Origin of the sequence: Chryseobacterium geocarposphaerae, from assembly GCF_002797535.1 — a bacterium.
In the GTDB taxonomy this organism is placed as follows: Bacteria; Bacteroidota; Bacteroidia; order Flavobacteriales; family Weeksellaceae; genus Chryseobacterium; species Chryseobacterium geocarposphaerae.
The window spans coordinates 1762826-1780277 of sequence record NZ_PGFD01000001.1; the positions used below are offsets into that span (position 1 = coordinate 1762826).

Annotated in this window: 18 protein-coding genes; 7 read left to right on the forward strand and 11 right to left on the reverse strand. The window is 35.4% G+C overall.

Going from position 1 to position 17452, the window contains the following annotated elements:
- Nucleotides 1-63: 63 nt before the first annotated feature.
- Nucleotides 64-1377: an adenosylhomocysteinase gene (ahcY, locus tag CLV73_RS07775; RefSeq protein WP_100376273.1), complete on the forward strand. Its 1314-nt coding sequence runs from the start codon at nucleotides 64-66 to the stop codon at nucleotides 1375-1377.
- A gap of 116 nt (nucleotides 1378-1493) precedes the next feature.
- Nucleotides 1494-1886 (forward strand): inner membrane protein YiaA, encoded by a 393-nt coding sequence (yiaA, locus tag CLV73_RS07780; RefSeq protein ID WP_039367415.1) that lies wholly within the window; start codon nucleotides 1494-1496, stop codon nucleotides 1884-1886.
- A 38-nt stretch (nucleotides 1887-1924) separates the two neighbouring features.
- Here the strand turns inward: yiaA and purE are convergent, their stop codons facing one another.
- Nucleotides 1925-2428 (reverse strand): 5-(carboxyamino)imidazole ribonucleotide mutase, encoded by a 504-nt coding sequence (purE, locus tag CLV73_RS07785; RefSeq protein WP_100376274.1) that lies wholly within the window; start codon nucleotides 2426-2428, stop codon nucleotides 1925-1927.
- 159 nt (nucleotides 2429-2587) lie between these two features.
- Between purE and CLV73_RS07790 the strand changes: the two genes are divergently transcribed.
- Entirely contained in the window at nucleotides 2588-3502 is a 915-nt protein-coding gene (locus CLV73_RS07790) for a DMT family transporter (protein ID WP_100376275.1), read from the forward strand.
- A gap of 95 nt (nucleotides 3503-3597) precedes the next feature.
- On the opposite strand, the gene CLV73_RS07795 is transcribed toward CLV73_RS07790, so the two are convergent.
- Both CLV73_RS07795 and CLV73_RS07800 read right to left on the reverse strand, forming a co-directional pair.
- The gene (locus tag CLV73_RS07795) at nucleotides 3598-4710 is read right to left on the reverse strand and encodes a 5-(carboxyamino)imidazole ribonucleotide synthase (RefSeq protein WP_100376276.1); all 1113 of its coding nucleotides are present in this window, start codon (nucleotides 4708-4710) and stop codon (nucleotides 3598-3600) included.
- A 135-nt stretch (nucleotides 4711-4845) separates the two neighbouring features.
- Nucleotides 4846-5406 (reverse strand): DUF1543 domain-containing protein, encoded by a 561-nt coding sequence (locus tag CLV73_RS07800; protein WP_228424281.1) that lies wholly within the window; start codon nucleotides 5404-5406, stop codon nucleotides 4846-4848.
- A gap of 72 nt (nucleotides 5407-5478) precedes the next feature.
- Here CLV73_RS07800 and CLV73_RS07805 point away from each other — a divergent pair, with 72 nt between their 5' ends.
- Both CLV73_RS07805 and CLV73_RS07810 read left to right on the forward strand, forming a co-directional pair.
- Nucleotides 5479-6309, forward strand: a complete 831-nt coding sequence (locus CLV73_RS07805) for a sulfite exporter TauE/SafE family protein (protein WP_100376277.1) — start codon at nucleotides 5479-5481, stop codon at nucleotides 6307-6309.
- Nucleotides 6306-6689, forward strand: a complete 384-nt coding sequence (locus CLV73_RS07810; protein ID WP_100376278.1) for a DUF1634 domain-containing protein — start codon at nucleotides 6306-6308, stop codon at nucleotides 6687-6689. Before CLV73_RS07805 ends, CLV73_RS07810 begins: the two co-directional genes overlap by 4 nt.
- 3 nt (nucleotides 6690-6692) lie before the next feature.
- On the opposite strand, the gene gloA2 is transcribed toward CLV73_RS07810, so the two are convergent.
- Together gloA2 and CLV73_RS07820 are read right to left on the reverse strand one after the other, a co-directional pair.
- Nucleotides 6693-7070 carry an SMU1112c/YaeR family gloxylase I-like metalloprotein gene (gloA2, locus tag CLV73_RS07815; RefSeq protein WP_100376279.1) on the reverse strand — a complete coding sequence of 126 codons (378 nt, stop codon included), beginning with the start codon at nucleotides 7068-7070 and terminating at the stop codon, nucleotides 6693-6695.
- A gap of 1 nt (nucleotide 7071) precedes the next feature.
- On the reverse strand, nucleotides 7072-7515 hold the full coding sequence (locus CLV73_RS07820; protein WP_100376280.1) for a nuclear transport factor 2 family protein: 444 nt from the start codon (nucleotides 7513-7515) through the stop codon (nucleotides 7072-7074).
- A gap of 135 nt (nucleotides 7516-7650) precedes the next feature.
- On the opposite strand from CLV73_RS07820, the gene CLV73_RS07825 reads away from it, so the two are divergent.
- Nucleotides 7651-8736: an endonuclease/exonuclease/phosphatase family protein gene (locus tag CLV73_RS07825; protein WP_100376281.1), complete on the forward strand. Its 1086-nt coding sequence runs from the start codon at nucleotides 7651-7653 to the stop codon at nucleotides 8734-8736.
- Nucleotides 8737-8818: 82 nt separating this feature from the next.
- Here the strand turns inward: CLV73_RS07825 and CLV73_RS07830 are convergent, their stop codons facing one another.
- The 6 genes from CLV73_RS07830 to CLV73_RS07855 all read right to left on the reverse strand — a co-directional run bounded on the left by CLV73_RS07830 (nucleotide 8819) and on the right by CLV73_RS07855 (nucleotide 15939).
- Nucleotides 8819-9871: a diphosphomevalonate/mevalonate 3,5-bisphosphate decarboxylase family protein gene (locus CLV73_RS07830; RefSeq protein ID WP_100377018.1), complete on the reverse strand. Its 1053-nt coding sequence runs from the start codon at nucleotides 9869-9871 to the stop codon at nucleotides 8819-8821.
- A 58-nt stretch (nucleotides 9872-9929) separates the two neighbouring features.
- Nucleotides 9930-11699: an AMP-dependent synthetase/ligase gene (locus tag CLV73_RS07835; protein ID WP_100376282.1), complete on the reverse strand. Its 1770-nt coding sequence runs from the start codon at nucleotides 11697-11699 to the stop codon at nucleotides 9930-9932.
- Entirely contained in the window at nucleotides 11696-12712 is a 1017-nt protein-coding gene (locus tag CLV73_RS07840) for an NAD-dependent epimerase/dehydratase family protein (RefSeq protein ID WP_100376283.1), read from the reverse strand. Before CLV73_RS07840 ends, CLV73_RS07835 begins: the two co-directional genes overlap by 4 nt.
- A 393-nt stretch (nucleotides 12713-13105) precedes the next feature.
- Nucleotides 13106-13885, reverse strand: a complete 780-nt coding sequence (locus CLV73_RS07845) for an alpha/beta fold hydrolase (protein WP_100376284.1) — start codon at nucleotides 13883-13885, stop codon at nucleotides 13106-13108.
- 49 nt (nucleotides 13886-13934) lie between these two features.
- On the reverse strand, nucleotides 13935-14660 hold the full coding sequence (locus CLV73_RS07850; protein ID WP_100376285.1) for a pyridoxine 5'-phosphate synthase: 726 nt from the start codon (nucleotides 14658-14660) through the stop codon (nucleotides 13935-13937).
- 10 nt (nucleotides 14661-14670) lie between these two features.
- Entirely contained in the window at nucleotides 14671-15939 is a 1269-nt protein-coding gene (locus tag CLV73_RS07855; protein WP_100377019.1) for a mechanosensitive ion channel family protein, read from the reverse strand.
- 262 nt (nucleotides 15940-16201) lie between these two features.
- Between CLV73_RS07855 and CLV73_RS07860 the strand changes: the two genes are divergently transcribed.
- Nucleotides 16202-17389 carry a carboxypeptidase regulatory-like domain-containing protein gene (locus CLV73_RS07860; protein WP_100376286.1) on the forward strand — a complete coding sequence of 396 codons (1188 nt, stop codon included), beginning with the start codon at nucleotides 16202-16204 and terminating at the stop codon, nucleotides 17387-17389.
- The last annotated feature ends 63 nt before the right edge of the window (nucleotides 17390-17452 follow it).

Consider the following 17452-nt stretch of genomic DNA (forward strand, 5'->3'; position numbering starts at 1 on the left):
ATCTAAATTATATGTTGTAATTTTGCAATTCGTTATAAACCGAAATAAAATTATTCATCAGATATGAGTACTACAACACAATACATTCCTTACAAAGTAAAGGATATTTCCCTGGCAGAGTGGGGAAGAAAAGAAATTACCCTTGCAGAAGCAGAAATGCCTGGTTTGATGGCAATCCGTGAAGAATACGGACCATCTCAGCCATTAAAAGGTGCTAGAATTGCAGGATGTCTTCACATGACAATCCAAACTGCAGTTTTGATTGAAACTTTGGTTGCTCTTGGAGCTGAGGTTACGTGGTCTTCTTGTAATATTTTCTCTACTCAGGATCACGCTGCTGCTGCTATTGCTGCTGCAGGAATTCCTGTTTATGCTTGGAAAGGCCTTAATGAAGAAGAATTCGACTGGTGTATTGAGCAGACTTTGTTCTTTGGTGAGGACAGAAAGCCATTGAATATGATTTTGGATGATGGTGGAGATTTAACAAACATGGTTTTTGATAAATATCCTGAGCTTACAAAAGACATCAAAGGACTTTCTGAAGAAACAACAACAGGTGTTCACAGATTGTACGAAAGAATGAAAAACGGAACTTTGGTAATGCCTGCAATCAACGTAAATGATTCAGTTACTAAGTCTAAATTCGATAACAAATACGGATGTAAAGAATCTGCAGTAGATGCTGTAAGAAGAGCGACAGACGTGATGTTGGCTGGAAAAAGAGTGGTAGTTTGCGGATACGGAGACGTAGGGAAAGGTACTGCTGCATCTTTCAGAGGAGCAGGTTCTATCGTTACGGTAACTGAAATCGATCCGATCTGTGCTCTACAGGCTGCAATGGACGGTTATGAAGTAAAAAGATTAGATACTGTGGTTGATAACGCCGATATCGTGATCACAACAACGGGTAACTTCAATATCGTAAGAGGAGAGCATTTCCTTAAAATGAAAGATAAAGCGATCGTTTGTAATATCGGTCACTTCGATAATGAAATCGATATGGCTTGGTTAAACAAAAACTACGGTCATACCAAATCTGAGGTTAAACCACAAGTTGATCTTTATACAATCGAGGGTAAAGAAGTAATCATCCTTGCTGAAGGAAGATTGGTAAACTTAGGATGTGCTACTGGTCACCCAAGTTTCGTAATGTCAAACTCTTTTTCAAACCAAACTCTGGCTCAAATTGAGCTTTGGAACAATTCTGCAGCGTACAAAAATGAAGTATATACGTTGCCGAAACATTTGGATGAAAAAGTAGCTGCTCTTCACCTTAAAAAATTAAGCGTTGAACTGGAAACTCTTTCTCCTGAACAGGCTAAATATATTGGTGTAGAGGTTGAAGGTCCGTTCAAACCTGAATATTACAGATACTAATATCTAATATTATTACAGATAAAAAGACTCTTCAATTTTTGAAGAGTCTTTTATTTTTCGGGAAATATTATTAAAAAACAATATATTTGACCTCACTATACAAAAAAATATAATTAATGAAAAAACAAGGAGTATCGAATGCATTTGTTGCCGCATCCTGGATTGCTTTAGGAGCAGGAATGATTGGCTTTATCGTAGGCTTGGCAAGAGCAGAAATGCAGCTTAATGAAAAAGGGTATTATTTTACCATCTTATTATACGGGTTATTCGCCGTGGTTTCTCTCCAGAAAGCTGTTCGTGACAGATTAGAGAATATCAAAGTGACAGATATTTATTATGGTATCTGCTGGTTTGCAACCTTATCATCTATTGTTTTATTAGCAATCGGGTTGTGGAATGCTACTATTCTGCCAAGTGAAAAAGGCTTCTATGGGTTTGCTTTTTTGCTGGCTTTATTTGGAGCCATTGCCGTTCAGAAAAATACAAGGGACAATATGATACAGGAATAAAAAACGAAGCTCTCCAAATTGGAGAGTTTTATTTTGTATTATTTATCGTAATGATTAGGGTGATGGGCTTTAATATCATCCACGGTTCCCAACACTTTATCTTTTAAAGAATCCTGATACTTCTGAAGGTTCTCTGCAACGTTTTCGTCGGAAGCTCCCAAAATTTTCACAGCCAAAATCCCGGCATTTAAAGCTCCGTTCAAAGCAACTGTCGCTACAGGAATTCCTCCCGGCATTTGAAGAATCGACAAAACCGAATCCCATCCGTCAATAGAATTGCTAGACAAAATAGGAACGCCAATTACAGGTAATGTTGTACAGCTTGCTACCATTCCTGGTAGATGTGCCGCTCCTCCTGCTCCCGCAATAATCACTTTCAGCCCTCTTTCTTTTGCCGTTTTTGCGTATTCAAACATTCTTTCCGGTGTTCTGTGAGCTGAAACCACCGTTAGTTCATACGGAATGTCTAAAGATTTTAAAAAATTTGCAGCCTGTTCCATAATTGGCAAATCACTTTGACTGCCCATAATAATTCCTACCATCTTCAATTTTATTAGATGTTCAAAGATAAAGAATTAATAAGTCTGAATACAAAAAGCCAAAAGTAAAATTCAAATTCTGTTCCCTAAAAAACATGATCAACTGTACCCATTAAATTGTTTCTAAAATAAATATCTTTGTTATTACATTGATATCACAAATTGAAAGATTATAAGCTTCTTTTTGCCATTCTTACCGTTGCTATTGTCTGGGGTACGACATTTTTATCCATACGTGTGGCTGTAGAAACTATCCCAGCCTGGTTTGTAGCAGGTATACGTCAGTTTTTGGCAGGAATAATTATGTTGATTATTCTTATATCGAGAAAACAGTTTCACTGGATCGGATGGAGAAATCTGTCTTATCAGCTGATGGTTTCTTCATTAATGTTAGTGATTGCCAACGGAATGACCACTGTTGCTGAAGAAACCGTAACCAGTAGCTTGACATCATTAATAAGTGCCTGTTCTCCTATCCTCATATTTCTTGGAAGTGTTGCTCTTGGCTTGCAAAAGTTCAGTATAAGAGCATTGATAGGAGTTCTGATGTGCTTCAGCGGAATTGTCGTTATTTTTTGGGATGGTATTCAGGATCTCCAAAACCCTGATTATGCAATGGGAATATTATTTTTATTCATTGCCATTGCAGGTTGGGCTTCAGGAACTCTTATTACAAAAAAAATGAATATTAAGAGTCATAATATTTCACTGAGCTTATTTTACCAGTTTATATTTGCTGGTATTGTACAGATTATTTTTGCCTTGCTTTTCTCAGAAAATTACAATTTTGGAAATTGGAGCATAAAAAGCATTTCAGCTATGCTGTATCTGGCTATATTCGGTTCTGTAGCTGCTTTTTTTGCCTATCATTATGCGCTCACAAAAGTTTCTCCTGTTCAGGTTTCAATTTTAGCTTATATCAACACCATTATCTCCATATTTTTAAGCTGGCTTATTTTGGATGAAAAAATTTCCGCTAAATTTATCATCGCAGCTGTCCTGATCATTGTAGGAGTATTTGTGACGAATTATAACAGGGAAATGTTTAAAAAACAGAGGATTGGTGATGCAATATAAAAATAAGAGAGAAATTTTTCTTCAATTGATCGCCAAAAATTTATAAGTAAAAAGACTGCTTTTCAGCAGTCTTTTTTTATCTCATCGGTTAATAATTACTCAGCAATCACTCTTACCATTCCTTTCACCATTACCAGTTTTTCCATTAACTCTTCTCTGGAATCTGCCAATACATTGATGTGCCCCATTTTTCTTCCCGGCTTGGTTTCCGTTTTTCCGTATAGATGGATATAAGTTTCAGGAAGCCTTAACACATCTTCCATTCCTTCATATACCACTTTCCCTGAAAACCCTTCTGCGCCTACCAAATTCAGCATTCCGCTGTAGATAATCGCATCGGTATCTGCTAAAGGTAAATTTTTCACGACTCTGTACATTTGTTCAAACTGAGAATTGGCATTTCCTTCCTGACTTTGATGTCCTGAATTGTGCAATCTTGGAGCCGTTTCATTTACCCAGACTTTACCTTCTTTGTCCAGAAATAATTCGATCGCAAAAAGCCCCGGAGAATTGATGGCGTTTAAGAATTTTTCTGTGATAGAATTAATCTGCTCCTCAATATCCTCTTTTAAAAAAACCGGACAAACATTAAAATCCAATAAGTTTAATTTAGAATCGGCAACCATTTCCGTTACAGGGAATGTTTTGGTTTCTCCGTTTTCGTTTCTGGCAACAATTACGGAAAGTTCTTTATCGATATCAACCAGTTTTTCAATAACAGAATCCTGTACCCAAAGATTTTTCATGTCTTCAGCAGTACGGATTACCTGTACTCCTTTTCCATCGTACCCACCTGTATTCATTTTCTGTACAAAAGGAAGCGGCATTTTAATCTCGTCGGAACTCCCATCCATCACCTCAAATTCCGGACTTGGAATATCATGAGCTTTATAAAATTGCTTTTGAAGAATTTTTTGTTGAATGGTTTTAATGATTGTAGAATTCGGAACCACTTTTATTCCCTGACTTTCCAATTCGGCCAAAGCATCTGTGTTGACGTGTTCAATTTCGATTGTTACGACATCTTTATCTTTCCCGAAATTCAAAACGGTTTCATAATCATTGAAATTTCCTTGCGTAAAGTAAGAAATATTATGGCAGGGCGCATCTGAAGCCGGATCCAATGTATAAAATTCATCATCATATTTTAATGCTTCCTGAATCAACATTCGACCTAACTGCCCTCCTCCTAAAATTCCTATTTTCATTTTTTTACTTTTATTTTTCTATTAGATTTATTTTAATTTAAGCTTACGATTGTCATTCCGACGCAGGAGGAATCTCTAGAAATTTATTGTTGAGATTCTTCACTTCACTTTATTTCATTCAGAAGACATGAAACTTTATATTTTATTAATATTTAAATACCCTAAACCCATCGGATTTTCCTGGTTTTCTGCATCAGATTTTTTCAACACAATAGAATATTTGTCCTTCATTTTTTGAGGAAGAATATCCGTTACATTAAAAATATCATCGATATCTACTCCGTGTTTATCATCAATATGACTTACGGCTCCTTCAAACCCCATCGTTTCATAAAACCTGGTAGTTTTTGCTTTTTTCACAATATCTCCCATAGAGGTTCCGACCATCAGATGTTGTTCATGAAATTCTTCAAAAAAACCTTTCTTATAGCCTCCCAGATTAATAAAATACAGCTGTTCTCCAGAAGTCTTTTCATTCTTCTCAACAATTTTCACCTCGTATCCGTCAGCAAATCTTACTTCCTGATAACAGTCTATGTGAATTTTACCATCTGCCTCTTTCCAGAACTCTTTCATATCCGGAATCAGATCTTTTAAATTTTCCGCAATTCCGAAAAACACGTCGTGTTGCTCAATATTTCTGCCTTTAGGCGTTGCACCAAGAATAATATAGAATAATTTCAGATCATTTTCCATGCTGCAAAAATACGTTAAATTTATCTTTTTTAAACGTTTGGCAGACTAACGCAATAGTTTTATATTTGTAACATGTCAGAAATCATTATTCTCTTCCTTGGAGCAATTTCGGCAGGACTATTAGGTTCACTGACCGGTTTAGGAGGAGGAGTCATTATTATTCCTTTATTAACGCTGGGTTTCGGCGTTCCTATGCATTATGCAATTGGTGCTTCTTTAATCTCTGTAATCGGAACTTCTTCGGGAGCTGCCGTTGCTTTTGTCAAAGAAGGTTTTACCAATATGAGAATCGGAATGTTCTTGGAGATTGCCACCACAGCCGGAGCGATCATCGGAGCCTTAGTTTCCGGAATGCTGAATCCGAATACCATCGGGATTATTTTCGCCAGTATTCTTCTTCTGACTGTTATTCTGAATTTAAAAGGTAAGCCGGATCATCAGGAACCTGTGATAAAAGGCAGTCTTGAAGATAAATTAAAGCTATATGGAACTTTTCCTGATAAAGGGATTTTAAAAAGCTATTCCGCAAGAAATACAGTACCCGGATTTTTAATGATGATGTTTGCAGGTGCCATGTCTGGTCTTTTAGGAATTGGATCCGGAGCTCTGAAGGTTTTGGCGATGGATAACATGATGAAGCTTCCTTTCAAAGTTTCTACTACTACAAGTAACTTTATGATTGGAGTAACGGCGGTTGCCAGCTCGCTGATCTATTTTCAGAGAGGTGAAATTATTCCGGTTATTGTTGCTCCTGTTCTGATTGGTGTTGTGGTTGGAAGTTTTATCGGATCAAAAACTTTAATGGTTTCAAAAACTAAAAAGCTGAAAACCTTTTTTGCAATTGTTATCACAATTCTTTCGATTTATATGATGTATAACGGTATTAGAAGCAATTTCTCATGAGAAAGAATTTTACAGATGCTGATCTTAACCGTTCTGTTGGAAATCTTCTCCGATTGGGCGTTATTTTATCGGTTGCCACTTCACTGATAGGCTTTATCAAGCTCTTCTCAGAAGGTTTTCAAATGCCTAAAAAATACAAACTTCTCGATATGGGAAACTCTTCCGAAAAGGTATGGGGACACTTTTGGGACTCGCTTTGTAAAGGGGAAGGAATGGCCATTATTCAGCTGGGAATTTTACTCTTGATCTTCACACCTTTAATGAGGATTATTTTTGCTTTAATAGGCTATATGAAAGAAAAAGACTACGTATATGTAATCATTTCCTCCATTGTTTTAGCAATTATGGCCATAAGTTTCTTTACAGGGTACGCGCATTAATTATTACATTTCGTAAAACTCTAACGGAAGTTGATCCGGATCTTGGGTAAAGAAGAATTCCTTACCTGTAAATTCGTCTGTTCTAATCTCCTCACAGTTTAATCCTTTTTTAATTAATTCCTGACGTTTTTCATCTACATTTTCAACAGAGAAAGCCAGATGCCTCAAACCACAGGCTTCCGGACGTGAAGGTCTTGCCGGAGGGTCTGGAAAAGAAAAAAGCTCAATCACATACTGATCCCCAATAGCCAAGTCCAGCTTGTAAGACTGCCTTTCTTCACGGTATACTTCACGAATAATGTTCAACCCTAATGCTTCAGTATAAAACTTCTTGGAGACCTCATAGTTGGAACAAATAATGGCAATATGATGGATTTTCATTCTATTTGATTTCTTTACAGTTATCTTTTCTTCTTGTATCAATGATATATTGGATTTTCCATTCTCCGTTTTGTTTTATTAATTGGAAGCTATTGGCTCCACAATGTGAAAATTTTCCTTTAAAATAAAACGAATACTGAGTAAAAACACTCGCCAGGTTTCCATCTACATGAATAGCTTCAATACTAATTCTTTCGTCCAGGTCATTTTTTTCCATTTTAGAAACTGAAGCTACAAAATCTTTTATTTCTTCATTTCTTACCCCAGTTTTTGTAATCGTCTGAAGAATTGCAGTCTCCGAAAAGGCCGAATTCAGCAATTCCGGATCAGCATTTTTCATTCCTAAAAATAAGTTTCGAATAGGCTTTTCAATTTCCTGATTCTGATTTTGCTGTCCGAAGTAAAAACTTCCAAATAGCAAAGCAATAACAGCTATTTTATTCATACTATATATTTGCTAAGTGAATAATAAAAATGACGAAAACTACCTTTTAAATTCAAATTTAATGAATAAACTTTAAAGCACAATCCATTTGAAAACTTATAAAAATTAATTACATTTATCTGCTTATTAAAAAATATGTGGATATTCTACCTGAGTCTAACTGTTTTGTTACTGATCTTAACCTTATTGCCTAAAATTCAGCATTCTCATTGGGTTTTTCGTGTTCCTGAGTTTGGGAAAATTCAAATCACTTCTCTTATACTTTTTACCATAGGATTAGGATTTACGATTCATTCATCCGAAAAATTCTGGTACTATCAATGTCTTCTTTTTGTGATGTTTATTCACCATAGTGCCACTCTTGTAAAATATACACCTCTATATCCTGTTAAAAAATATTCCCGGAAACATCATTCATCTGAAAAACTGCATTTTATCTCGGCAAATGTTTATCAGTTTAATAAAGATTATGGTCGTTTTATTCAGCTTGTAAAAAAATATCAACCTGAAATGTTCCTTACCATGGAAAGTAACGGAGATTGGGAACAAGCACTTAAAACGCTAGAAAAAGATTATCCTTATCACCATAAGATAACTCTAGAAAACACGTATGGAATGCATTTCTATTCGAAAATAAAGATAGAAATTTCACACACCCATTATTTTGTAGCAGACGATATTCCCAGTATTGAAGCGCATCTTAAAACTAAAGACGGATTTTCTTTTGTCTTTTTTGGTGTTCACCCTCCCCCTCCAAGTCCTACTGAAGAAAAAACTTCTAAAGAAAGGGACGGGGATCTTTTAAGTACCGCAAAAAAAGTGACAGAAATAAAAAAACCGGTTATCGTTGTTGGAGATTTCAACAATGTGGCATGGTCAAAATCATCTATTCTTTTCAGAAAAACAAGCCACCTCATTGACCCCCGAATCGGAAGGTCATTTGTATCCACTTTTCATGCAAAATATCGTTTGCTAAGGTTTCCAATTGATTTGATGTTTCATAGTGAAGACATTTTTATTGAAAACCTGAAAACACTAGATAATTTTGGATCAGATCACCTTCCGGTATATTGTGAATTTTTTATTGATCATGAGCAGGAAGAAAAACAGGAAGAAAGAATAGATTATGCCACACAGGAAGAAAAAGCTGAAGCTAAAGAAATGATCGAGGAAGGTAAAAAAGAAGACGGACAACGTGATGCCATCGTAACAGAGGATTAATTAAAATACTTTTCCTATTATACTATTATAAAAGAAAAACGGACAAAAGTCCGTTTTTTTATCACTATATTTATTTCTTAATTTAAAACCTCATCACATCCTTCACCACCCCGTTTTTCTGGGTAAATGGTAAAAGTTCCTGATTGATAAAATCTTCAATTTTGTTTTGTTCCAGGTTATTAGGGAACAGTAAATGTACGTTTGCACCGGCATCAAGCGTAAAAAACAGTGGTAAACCTGTAATTCTTCTGAAATCCCAGACTCTGTTGATTACTTCCAGTGTTCCCGTTTTCATCAGAATAAACGCAGGATCACTCATCATCATCATCGCGTGAAGTGTTAACGCTTCGTGTTCTACCAACTTGATAAAGCTCTCCATATCTCCATTTGCTAGAATTTCTTTCATAGGTCCGAAGTTTTCTCTCGCCTCCTGAAATCTTCTTTCTGCATAAGGGTTAGTGTTCATTAAGCCATGTCCAACGGTAGAAGAAACACTTTTCTGCCCTTCGTGAATCAGTAAAACCCAGTCATTAAAGTTTTTGAAAATATCGTGAATTTCATCATTCGGATATTGAACTGCGAATAAATCAGAACTTCCTTTTACCTGAGATTCTCCCCAAACGACCAGCCCGTTGTATAAGCTTCTGCAAGCACTTCCGCTTCCTAATCTTGCCAGAAAAGATGCCTTTCTTAATGATTCTTCATCTGAATCTTTTCCTGAAAAAGTTTCATCCAATTTCATCAGACATTTTGCAATTGCTCCGAATCCTGAAGCCGAACTGGCAATTCCAGAGCTGTGAGGAAACGTGTTTTCTGTTCTAATCATATATTTTCCCTGTAAAATCCAGGGAAGGTACTGTTCTATATTTTTGAAGTACTTTTCTATTTTCTCGGCAAATTTCACTTCTTCGTTTCCGGCTAAAAAAGTCTGAACAGAAAATGGTTCTTCAGCTACAAATTCAATGGTTGTATTGGTTTTACAATGATTTAATGTATAGCTGATACTTGGGTTCGCAGGAATCTGATTGTCATATTTTCCCCAATATTTGATAAGGGCAATATTTGACGGGCAGCTTTCCGAAACCGTCTGATTATTTATTATAAAATCTTTCTTTCCTAAAAATTCTTGTGCAATCATAATTTAGCTTAATAATAAATCTACTTGTCTATAAAAGGATCTTGTAGTTAATATTTTAGTACATTTTTTCGATAACATCTGCGTACTTTTTCAGTACTACATTTCTTTTTATTTTCAATGTAGGGGTGATCTCTCCGGAGTTAATTTCAAATTCTGCAGGCATTAAAGTGAATTTTTTCACTTTTTCAAAATCTGATAAATGCGACTGTAATTCTTGTATTTTCTCTTTGTAAAAATGAAGTACTTTTTCATTCTTCACCGCATCTTCCCAGTTCGTAAACGGAATATTATTTTTCTTAATAAAATCCTGTAAAAATTCAAAGTTGGGAACAATTAATGCCGAAACAAACTGTCTTGCTTCTGCAATTAAAACAATTTGCTGGACGAAATTATTATTCGTTAGTAAATTTTCAATCTGTTGTGGGGCGATATACTTTCCATTGGAAGTCTTCATCAGATCTTTCAATCGGTCTGTAATGGTAAGGTTTCCATTCTCATCAATTTTTCCTGCATCACCGGTTTTAAACCATCCGTCTTCGGTAAAGACCTTTTGAGTTTCCTCTGGTTTGTTGTAATACCCTTTCATGATTCCGTTTCCTCGGGCCTGGATTTCATCATCCTGACCAATACGGATTTCTACTCCCGGTAAAGCTTTTCCGCTTGTTCCGTGCTCGAAATGAGTTAAAGGAAACAATGTTAAAGTTGCCGTAGTTTCCGTCAATCCATACCCTACCGTAACATGAATTCCTACAGATTCAAAGAATTTGGTTACCTCCGGTGATAAAGATGCACCACCACAAGGTAAAAACCAAAGCCTTCCTCCCATTCTTTCTTTTATTTTACTGAAAACAAGCAGATCCGCAAAGGTTTCTTTTATTTTTAATCCGAAAGGAATTTCCTTTTCGTTTCTTCTTAATTCCGCCGTTTGCCATCCTATTTCTCTTGCCCAATTAAAGATTTTTTTCTTTAATGATGAACCTTCTTCTGCTTTTTCCAGTACACCTGCATAAATTTTTTGAAAGAATCTCGGAACGGCACACATCATCGTAGGCTTTACTTCTTCAAGAGCTTTGGCTATATTTTTCGGATCTTCAAGAAAATAGACACGAGCACCTCCGTATAAACATAACAAGCTCCAGCTTCTTTCGAAAACGTGACTTAACGGTAAAAACGCCAGCGAAAGTTCTTCTTCAAAGTTTTTAAATTTAAAAAATTCAAAATGAGCATCGAAGGCTTTAATGAAATTTCCGTGTGTTAGCATTACACCTTTTGGAGTTCCTGTTGTCCCTGAAGTGTAAATTAAAGTGGCAACATCTTGTTCTTCTTTTTTACAAAATTCAAATTTTGGAGAAGATTTAGCAATAAAGTCTTCCAGATAAAAACTGCTGAATTCTTTTTTGATCCAGACTGCTTTTTTAGAAATAATAATGGTTTGAAGCCGGTTGTCTTCCTTCTGCAAAAGCTCTAAGCAAGCATCATACTGAGCCTGATTGCCAACCAAAATGGCTTTTGAATCGGAATCTTTAATGATATACTCTGCCTGTTCAGCATTATTGGTTGAATAAATCGGAACCGTAATGGCACCGATTGACATCGCTGCAAGATCAAAAATCATCCATTCAGAAGAATTATCAGAATAGATTGCTACTTTATCATGCTCCTGAACTCCTGCTTCTTTAAGTGCATTTGCCGTTTTATAAATAATTTCACTAAATTTTTTCCAGCTTAATTCTTTCCATGCGGCTTCTTTCTTTTTGAAGCCAATAGCAGCTTTTATAGCATGTTTCTCTATATTTTTATGGATAATTGCTTCTGCAAGATTCATTTATTCTTCAGCGTTTTGTCGTTAATATAATTGTTCAAATGAAAATCAACACTTTCCGATAAAGGAATAAATTGATAATCAAGCCTGTCTTTAATTTTCCGGTTTGAAATCACATTCAATGCTGATATAGACTCGATATTGGATTTGGTAATAATTCTCAGCGAAGGAATCAGCCATCCGAAAAATATATTGGCTAACCAGCCTATGTTTAATTGAAATTTCGAAAGGATTTTGGCTTCCTTCAACCCTAGTTTTGATCTGATCTGACGGCCCAGTTCAGCATATTTTCTATTTTCAGAAATAATAACAAACCTTTCCCCGAAAATATTCTTCTCCATCAGTTCTACAGAAATTTCAGCAACATCTCTTACGTCTACATAGCTTGTTCCACCGGAAAAAGTAAAGCTGTTTTTCTCAAAAGTTGGGAAAATATCTCCACTGCTGTTTCCCCAGTTTCCGCTTCCTATAATCATCCCGGGATTGATGATGATCGTGTTTAATCCTTCTGCCGAAGCTCTCCAGACTTCCATTTCGGAAAGGTGCTTTGAAATTGCATAGGCAGAATGTTCTTCTTTAGGATTAAAGTCTGATGTTTCGTCTAACTCTCCTTTTTCGTTAAAATTATCCAGTACTGCAATGGAACTTACATGAAGAAACTTTTTCACGTCCGAACCGTCACAAGCATATAACAGGTTTTCCGTACCTTTTACATTCGTATGATACATTTCTTTTTCATCTCTGGGATGAAAGCTTACCTTTGCAGCGCAGTGGTATACTTCCTCCACATCTTTCAATGCATTCTGAAGCGAATGGATGTCATCAAAATCTACATCTACCCATTCAATCCTGTTAAAGAAATCATCAGGGTTTTCCGTATAATAGCTATACGAATGTTTTACTTCATTTAAATTGCTTACCGGTCTTTTAGAAGCACGTACATTTTTTCCTTTTTTAAGAAGTTCCAAAACGATTATCCTGCCTAAAATCCCGGTTGCCCCCGTTACAAAAACCATCAGTTATTTTTAATTGATTGCTGGCTAAATTATGATAATATTTTCAATTGTAATTCTTCATTTCTAATAAAAAAATGAAGAAAAATTATGTATTGCAAATTTGCGACTTTTAAAACATATAATAGAAATTTTCCCATATTATTAAAATAAAAAAGGAAACTTATTGCTAAGTTCCCTATAAATATAATTTGTTAATATGTTTTCCTAGAAATTTTACAGCTACTACGTATTTAATTGTTTTTTATCAATAAGTCTTAAAATTCATTTTATTTTTTATCACAATAAAAGATTATTTTTAAACTTTTAATAAAACTAATTTAGTTCTTTTTTCCCACATTAAAGAATAAATTAAATTTTTAAGAAAATTTTAACAAATATTAATCCTTGAAGGCATTAGTGGATTTGTAAAAAATCTTTAACCACAGTCATAAAATCAACAGGATTATCTGCCTGAACCCAATGAGCTGCATTTTTAATGATTACAAACTGTGCTTTAGGAAACTGTTGTTTTATCGCAAAATGGTCCTGAGGAAGGATATAGTTAGATTTTTCACCTGCAATAAAAAGTGTTTCTCCATCAAATACACCATATTTTATAGCATTAGAGACAAACTCATTGTACTTTTCTGAAAGCGTTTTAAGATTAAACCTCCAGTTCAATTTTTTATTTTCATCCCAATACAGGTTTTTGGTAAGAAACTGAATGGTAGATCTTTCAGGAATATACTGACTTAAAACCGCCTCTACTTCACTTCTTGAACCAACCGTATTAAAATCAACGGTTTCCAAGGCTTTAATAATTCCCTGATGATGTGGAGGATACGCTTTTGGAGAAATATCAACCACAATAAGCTTTTCTACTTTTTCAGGATATTTTATCGCAAACTGCATTACAGCCTTTCCTCCTAATGAGTGACCTAAAACAAAAGCTTTTTCCATACCATAGTGATCCATATAATTTGCAATATCATCTGCCAGATCATCATGAGACATATTCTCAGAGTGAAAGCTCCTGCCGTGATTTCTCAAATCGATAAGATGCACTGGCAAAAACTCTCCCAAATCTTTCCCGAAACTTCCCCAATTATCAAGCATTCCAAACAACCCGTGAAACACTAAAAGCGGTGTAGACGAAAGGTTTTCGCCAAATATTTTTGAATTTAAAATTTCCATAATTTTATCTATCAAGTTAGAAGCTAGCAAATATTCTACTCTCAATAATCTACTGAGCCCATTTCGCCAATCTCTTCAGATACGCCTGAACCGTATTTTCCAATCCCATATACAATGCCTCAGAAACCAAAGCGTGGCCAATAGAAACCTCCAACAGATTTGGAATATGATCTGCAAAATATTTTAAATTGTCTAAACTTAAATCATGACCTGCATTTAAACCCAATCCATAATCAGATGCAACTACTGCGGTTTCGTAATAAGGTTTAATAGCCTGTTCTTTATTTAACGTATAATTTTTTGCGTAAGCTTCTGTATACAGTTCTATTCTGTCCGCACCGGTTTTTGCAGCATATTCTACCAACTCAGGATTCGGATCCAGGAAAATAGAAGTACGGATCCCGGCATTTTTAAATTCTGAAATGATTTCAGTAAGAAAATCTAAATGTTTTATGGTATCCCAACCTGCGTTTGACGTAATTGCATCATCCGCATCCGGAACCAAAGTTACCTGCTCCGGTTTTACCTCTAAAACCATATCAATAAACGGGCGATGAGGATTTCCTTCAATATTGAACTCTGTAGTCACCAGAGGCTTCAGATCATACACATCTTTTCTTGTAATATGTCTTTCATCAGGACGTGGGTGAATGGTAATTCCCTGCCCTCCGAATTCCTGAATTTTAACGGCTGCTTCCGTCACACTTGGCGTTTCGCCTCCTCTGGCATTTCTTAATGTCGCTATTTTATTGATATTGACACTTAATTTTGTCATTTTTACTATTTTAAATTTTAATATTAACCTGCATCACTTCCAGATCAAATTCTCTGGAAGCTACCAGCAGATGGTCAAAAATATCTGACTGAATCTGTTCAAAGTTTTCCCATTTGGAATCGTTGGTAAAACAGTAAATTTCCAGAGGTAATCCCTGCGATGTAATTTCCATCTGCCTTACCAAGACAGTTCCATCCTGATCTATATTTTTGTTATGTCTGAGATATTCGTATGCATATTTCCTAAAAGTCCCAATATTGGTGAGCTGCTGTCCGTTAATCAGTTTTTCTGCATGACTGAGGCTACTTCTTTGTTTATTGATTTCTTCTTTCTTTTGCAGAAGATAATCTTTCAGTAAATTAATTTCCACCAGCTTATTAAACATCTCATCATCTAAAAACTTAAATGATTTTATATTGAAAATAATAGACTTTTTTATTCTCCGGGTGTTGCTTTCAGACATTACCTGCAGGTTTTTCACTTCCGTACTCATCAAATCATACGTCGGAATAGTGGAAACCGTTTTATCAAAGCTCTGGATTCTGGTTGTAAGCAGAGTAATATCTTCTATTGTTCCTTCCAGATTGTATTTGGGAATTCCGATCCAGTCGCCGACTTTCATATTCTTAGAAGTTGCTACGTGAATACCTGTTACAAATCCCAAGATAGTATCCCGGAAAACCAGGACCAAGACCGCAGTAATTGCCCCTAAACTCCCTACAATCGTAGTTCCTTTTATTCCGAAAATAACACAGATTCCTACGATTGAAAAAATGAAAATCCCGAGAATCTTCATGGTTTCTGAAATGGCATTCAGTGCCATGATCTTGTAAAAATCCTGTTTGATGCTAAAATAATTTCTAAAAGCCGTTAATCCCCGATACAACATTCCCGCAAATATCAAAACAACTCCTAAATTAATAGATCTGATGATAAATGTGTTAGTTATAGGGATTGCTCTTGGAGGAAATATAAAAGCCTGTATACTCGCTACAACTCCTAAGGCAACAAAATGCGCTACGGAATTACTTACTTTGGACTCATAAATGGACTTAATGATCGGATATTTTTTTTCATTCTGAAAAAAACGGAAAATAAAATTAATTACTGGCTTTAGTATAAAATCTACCAATAAAAACAAGGCTACAAGTAATGCCAGTTTTACAATTAAATGAACAACCCAGTCAAAACCGGCAGGGGAAATCTTGCTTATATAAATATAAAGCTGATAGCTAAGATCCTGTATAAAGTTTCTTGTTTCTTGTAGTTGATCATTCATCACAGCAAATTTAGGAAAATTAAGACTGAGTTTTATTACAATTTTTCTATCAATTTTCGTCCCAAAACTGATTATCATATACTATTTATTTCAGATATTTTGAGAATATCAAATTCACTACATCAACGACAAACAAATAGAAACTTAACTAAAAATAAGCAATATAAATTAATTATTGTAAAAATATTTAAACATTTAACAATTTTATATTAATTATTTATTTACATTTGAATAAAACTAAACAAATCAAAATCAAATACATATGAGAAAACACTACTTACTTATTATGCTGTGTGTCTTCACACTTTTAACCAATTGTTCAGGAAACGACGATTCGACATTAACTTCAGAAAATACTACTTCTGCAACTGTAGAAACTGGAAAACTTTCAGGAAAAGTAATGTCACAAAACGGAACAAAGCCCATTGGAGGAGCATCGGTTTTTACATTTGATGACAAGTATAAAATCTACTACACGACATCGGATTCAGATGGAAAATTTACATTGGATGCCCCTGTTGGAAACCACACTATTTACATACAGACCGGAAATGGAAGTAACTTCCGTACGGAAATTTCTGCAACGGTAAAAAATAATGAAACTTTAAATCTTGACGTAAGCCAAACCAAGCTGAATCAGGTGGCAAAAATTGCCTACGTAAAAGGGACTTACGACAAGATTGAAGACATTATACAGATTTTAGGCTATACAGCTACCGAAATAACCAATAACGATCTTGCCAATCTGGCAACAATTGCACAATATGATATTATTTTTCTAAACTGCGGCTCAAGAAGTAACTATTCTTCAAACCCAGCGCTTTTTGCAACAATCGATATCAATCTGGCCACTTTCGTTGCTAACGGAGGAAGTATTTACGCTTCAGACTGGGATGTTGCTTACTTAGTCGGCGGAACAACCAATACTAACAATTGCTCCCTTGCCGGAGGATTTGTGCCTGACACAAAACTTTGTTCTAAAAACATCGGAACAGTGGGAATGGTAGGCGCTACGGTAAATAATGCGGGACTTACTACTGCTTTAGGATTCAATACCCTTAATATTGATTTTGACTTAACAGCTTGGCAAAAAATAATCAATTACGATCCGGCTTACTGGGAGGTTTTAGTGAAAGAAACTTCTACAAACGATGCTTTAATGATCAGAACGAATCATTTTACAGCGACAGGTACAACAACTATACCGATTGGAAATGCTCCAACAACAACATTTGTGACCGTTTGCATTACACTTCCGGGAAATATCCAGATCAGCCTTTCGGTTCCCCAAGCTTTGGTTCCTTATTTAGTTGCGTTAGGAGCAACAGTAGGACCTTGCTCAGGATCTTCAACAAGTGGATATATCTATTATACGGCTTTTCATAATCATGCTTCAGGAAATATTGGAAATGCAGGTGTTATTTTACAATATGTAATCTTAAATCTTTAGTCTCATCATAAACGTAGTGTAAACATGCGAAGTGGCTTTTTCTTTAAAAGCCACTTTTTTTAT

Excerpts from the sequence above, each read along its gene's own strand:
- ahcY (WP_100376273.1), top strand. The coding sequence starts at position 64 with ATGAGTACTACAACACAATACATTCCTTACAAAGTAAAGGATATTTCC.
- yiaA (WP_039367415.1), top strand. The coding sequence starts at position 1,494 with ATGAAAAAACAAGGAGTATCGAATGCATTTGTTGCCGCATCCTGGATT.
- purE (WP_100376274.1), bottom strand. The coding sequence starts at position 2,428 with ATGGTAGGAATTATTATGGGCAGTCAAAGTGATTTGCCAATTATGGAA.
- CLV73_RS07795 (WP_100376276.1), bottom strand. The coding sequence starts at position 4,710 with ATGAAAATAGGAATTTTAGGAGGAGGGCAGTTAGGTCGAATGTTGATT.
- CLV73_RS07800 (WP_228424281.1), bottom strand. The coding sequence starts at position 5,406 with ATGGAAAATGATCTGAAATTATTCTATATTATTCTTGGTGCAACGCCT.
- CLV73_RS07805 (WP_100376277.1), top strand. The coding sequence starts at position 5,479 with ATGTCAGAAATCATTATTCTCTTCCTTGGAGCAATTTCGGCAGGACTA.
- CLV73_RS07810 (WP_100376278.1), top strand. The coding sequence starts at position 6,306 with ATGAGAAAGAATTTTACAGATGCTGATCTTAACCGTTCTGTTGGAAAT.
- gloA2 (WP_100376279.1), bottom strand. The coding sequence starts at position 7,070 with ATGAAAATCCATCATATTGCCATTATTTGTTCCAACTATGAGGTCTCC.
- CLV73_RS07820 (WP_100376280.1), bottom strand. The coding sequence starts at position 7,515 with ATGAATAAAATAGCTGTTATTGCTTTGCTATTTGGAAGTTTTTACTTC.
- CLV73_RS07825 (WP_100376281.1), top strand. The coding sequence starts at position 7,651 with ATGTGGATATTCTACCTGAGTCTAACTGTTTTGTTACTGATCTTAACC.
- CLV73_RS07835 (WP_100376282.1), bottom strand. The coding sequence starts at position 11,699 with ATGAATCTTGCAGAAGCAATTATCCATAAAAATATAGAGAAACATGCT.
- CLV73_RS07840 (WP_100376283.1), bottom strand. The coding sequence starts at position 12,712 with ATGGTTTTTGTAACGGGGGCAACCGGGATTTTAGGCAGGATAATCGTT.
- CLV73_RS07845 (WP_100376284.1), bottom strand. The coding sequence starts at position 13,885 with ATGGAAATTTTAAATTCAAAAATATTTGGCGAAAACCTTTCGTCTACA.
- CLV73_RS07850 (WP_100376285.1), bottom strand. The coding sequence starts at position 14,660 with ATGACAAAATTAAGTGTCAATATCAATAAAATAGCGACATTAAGAAAT.
- CLV73_RS07855 (WP_100377019.1), bottom strand. The coding sequence starts at position 15,939 with ATGAATGATCAACTACAAGAAACAAGAAACTTTATACAGGATCTTAGC.
- CLV73_RS07860 (WP_100376286.1), top strand. The coding sequence starts at position 16,202 with ATGAGAAAACACTACTTACTTATTATGCTGTGTGTCTTCACACTTTTA.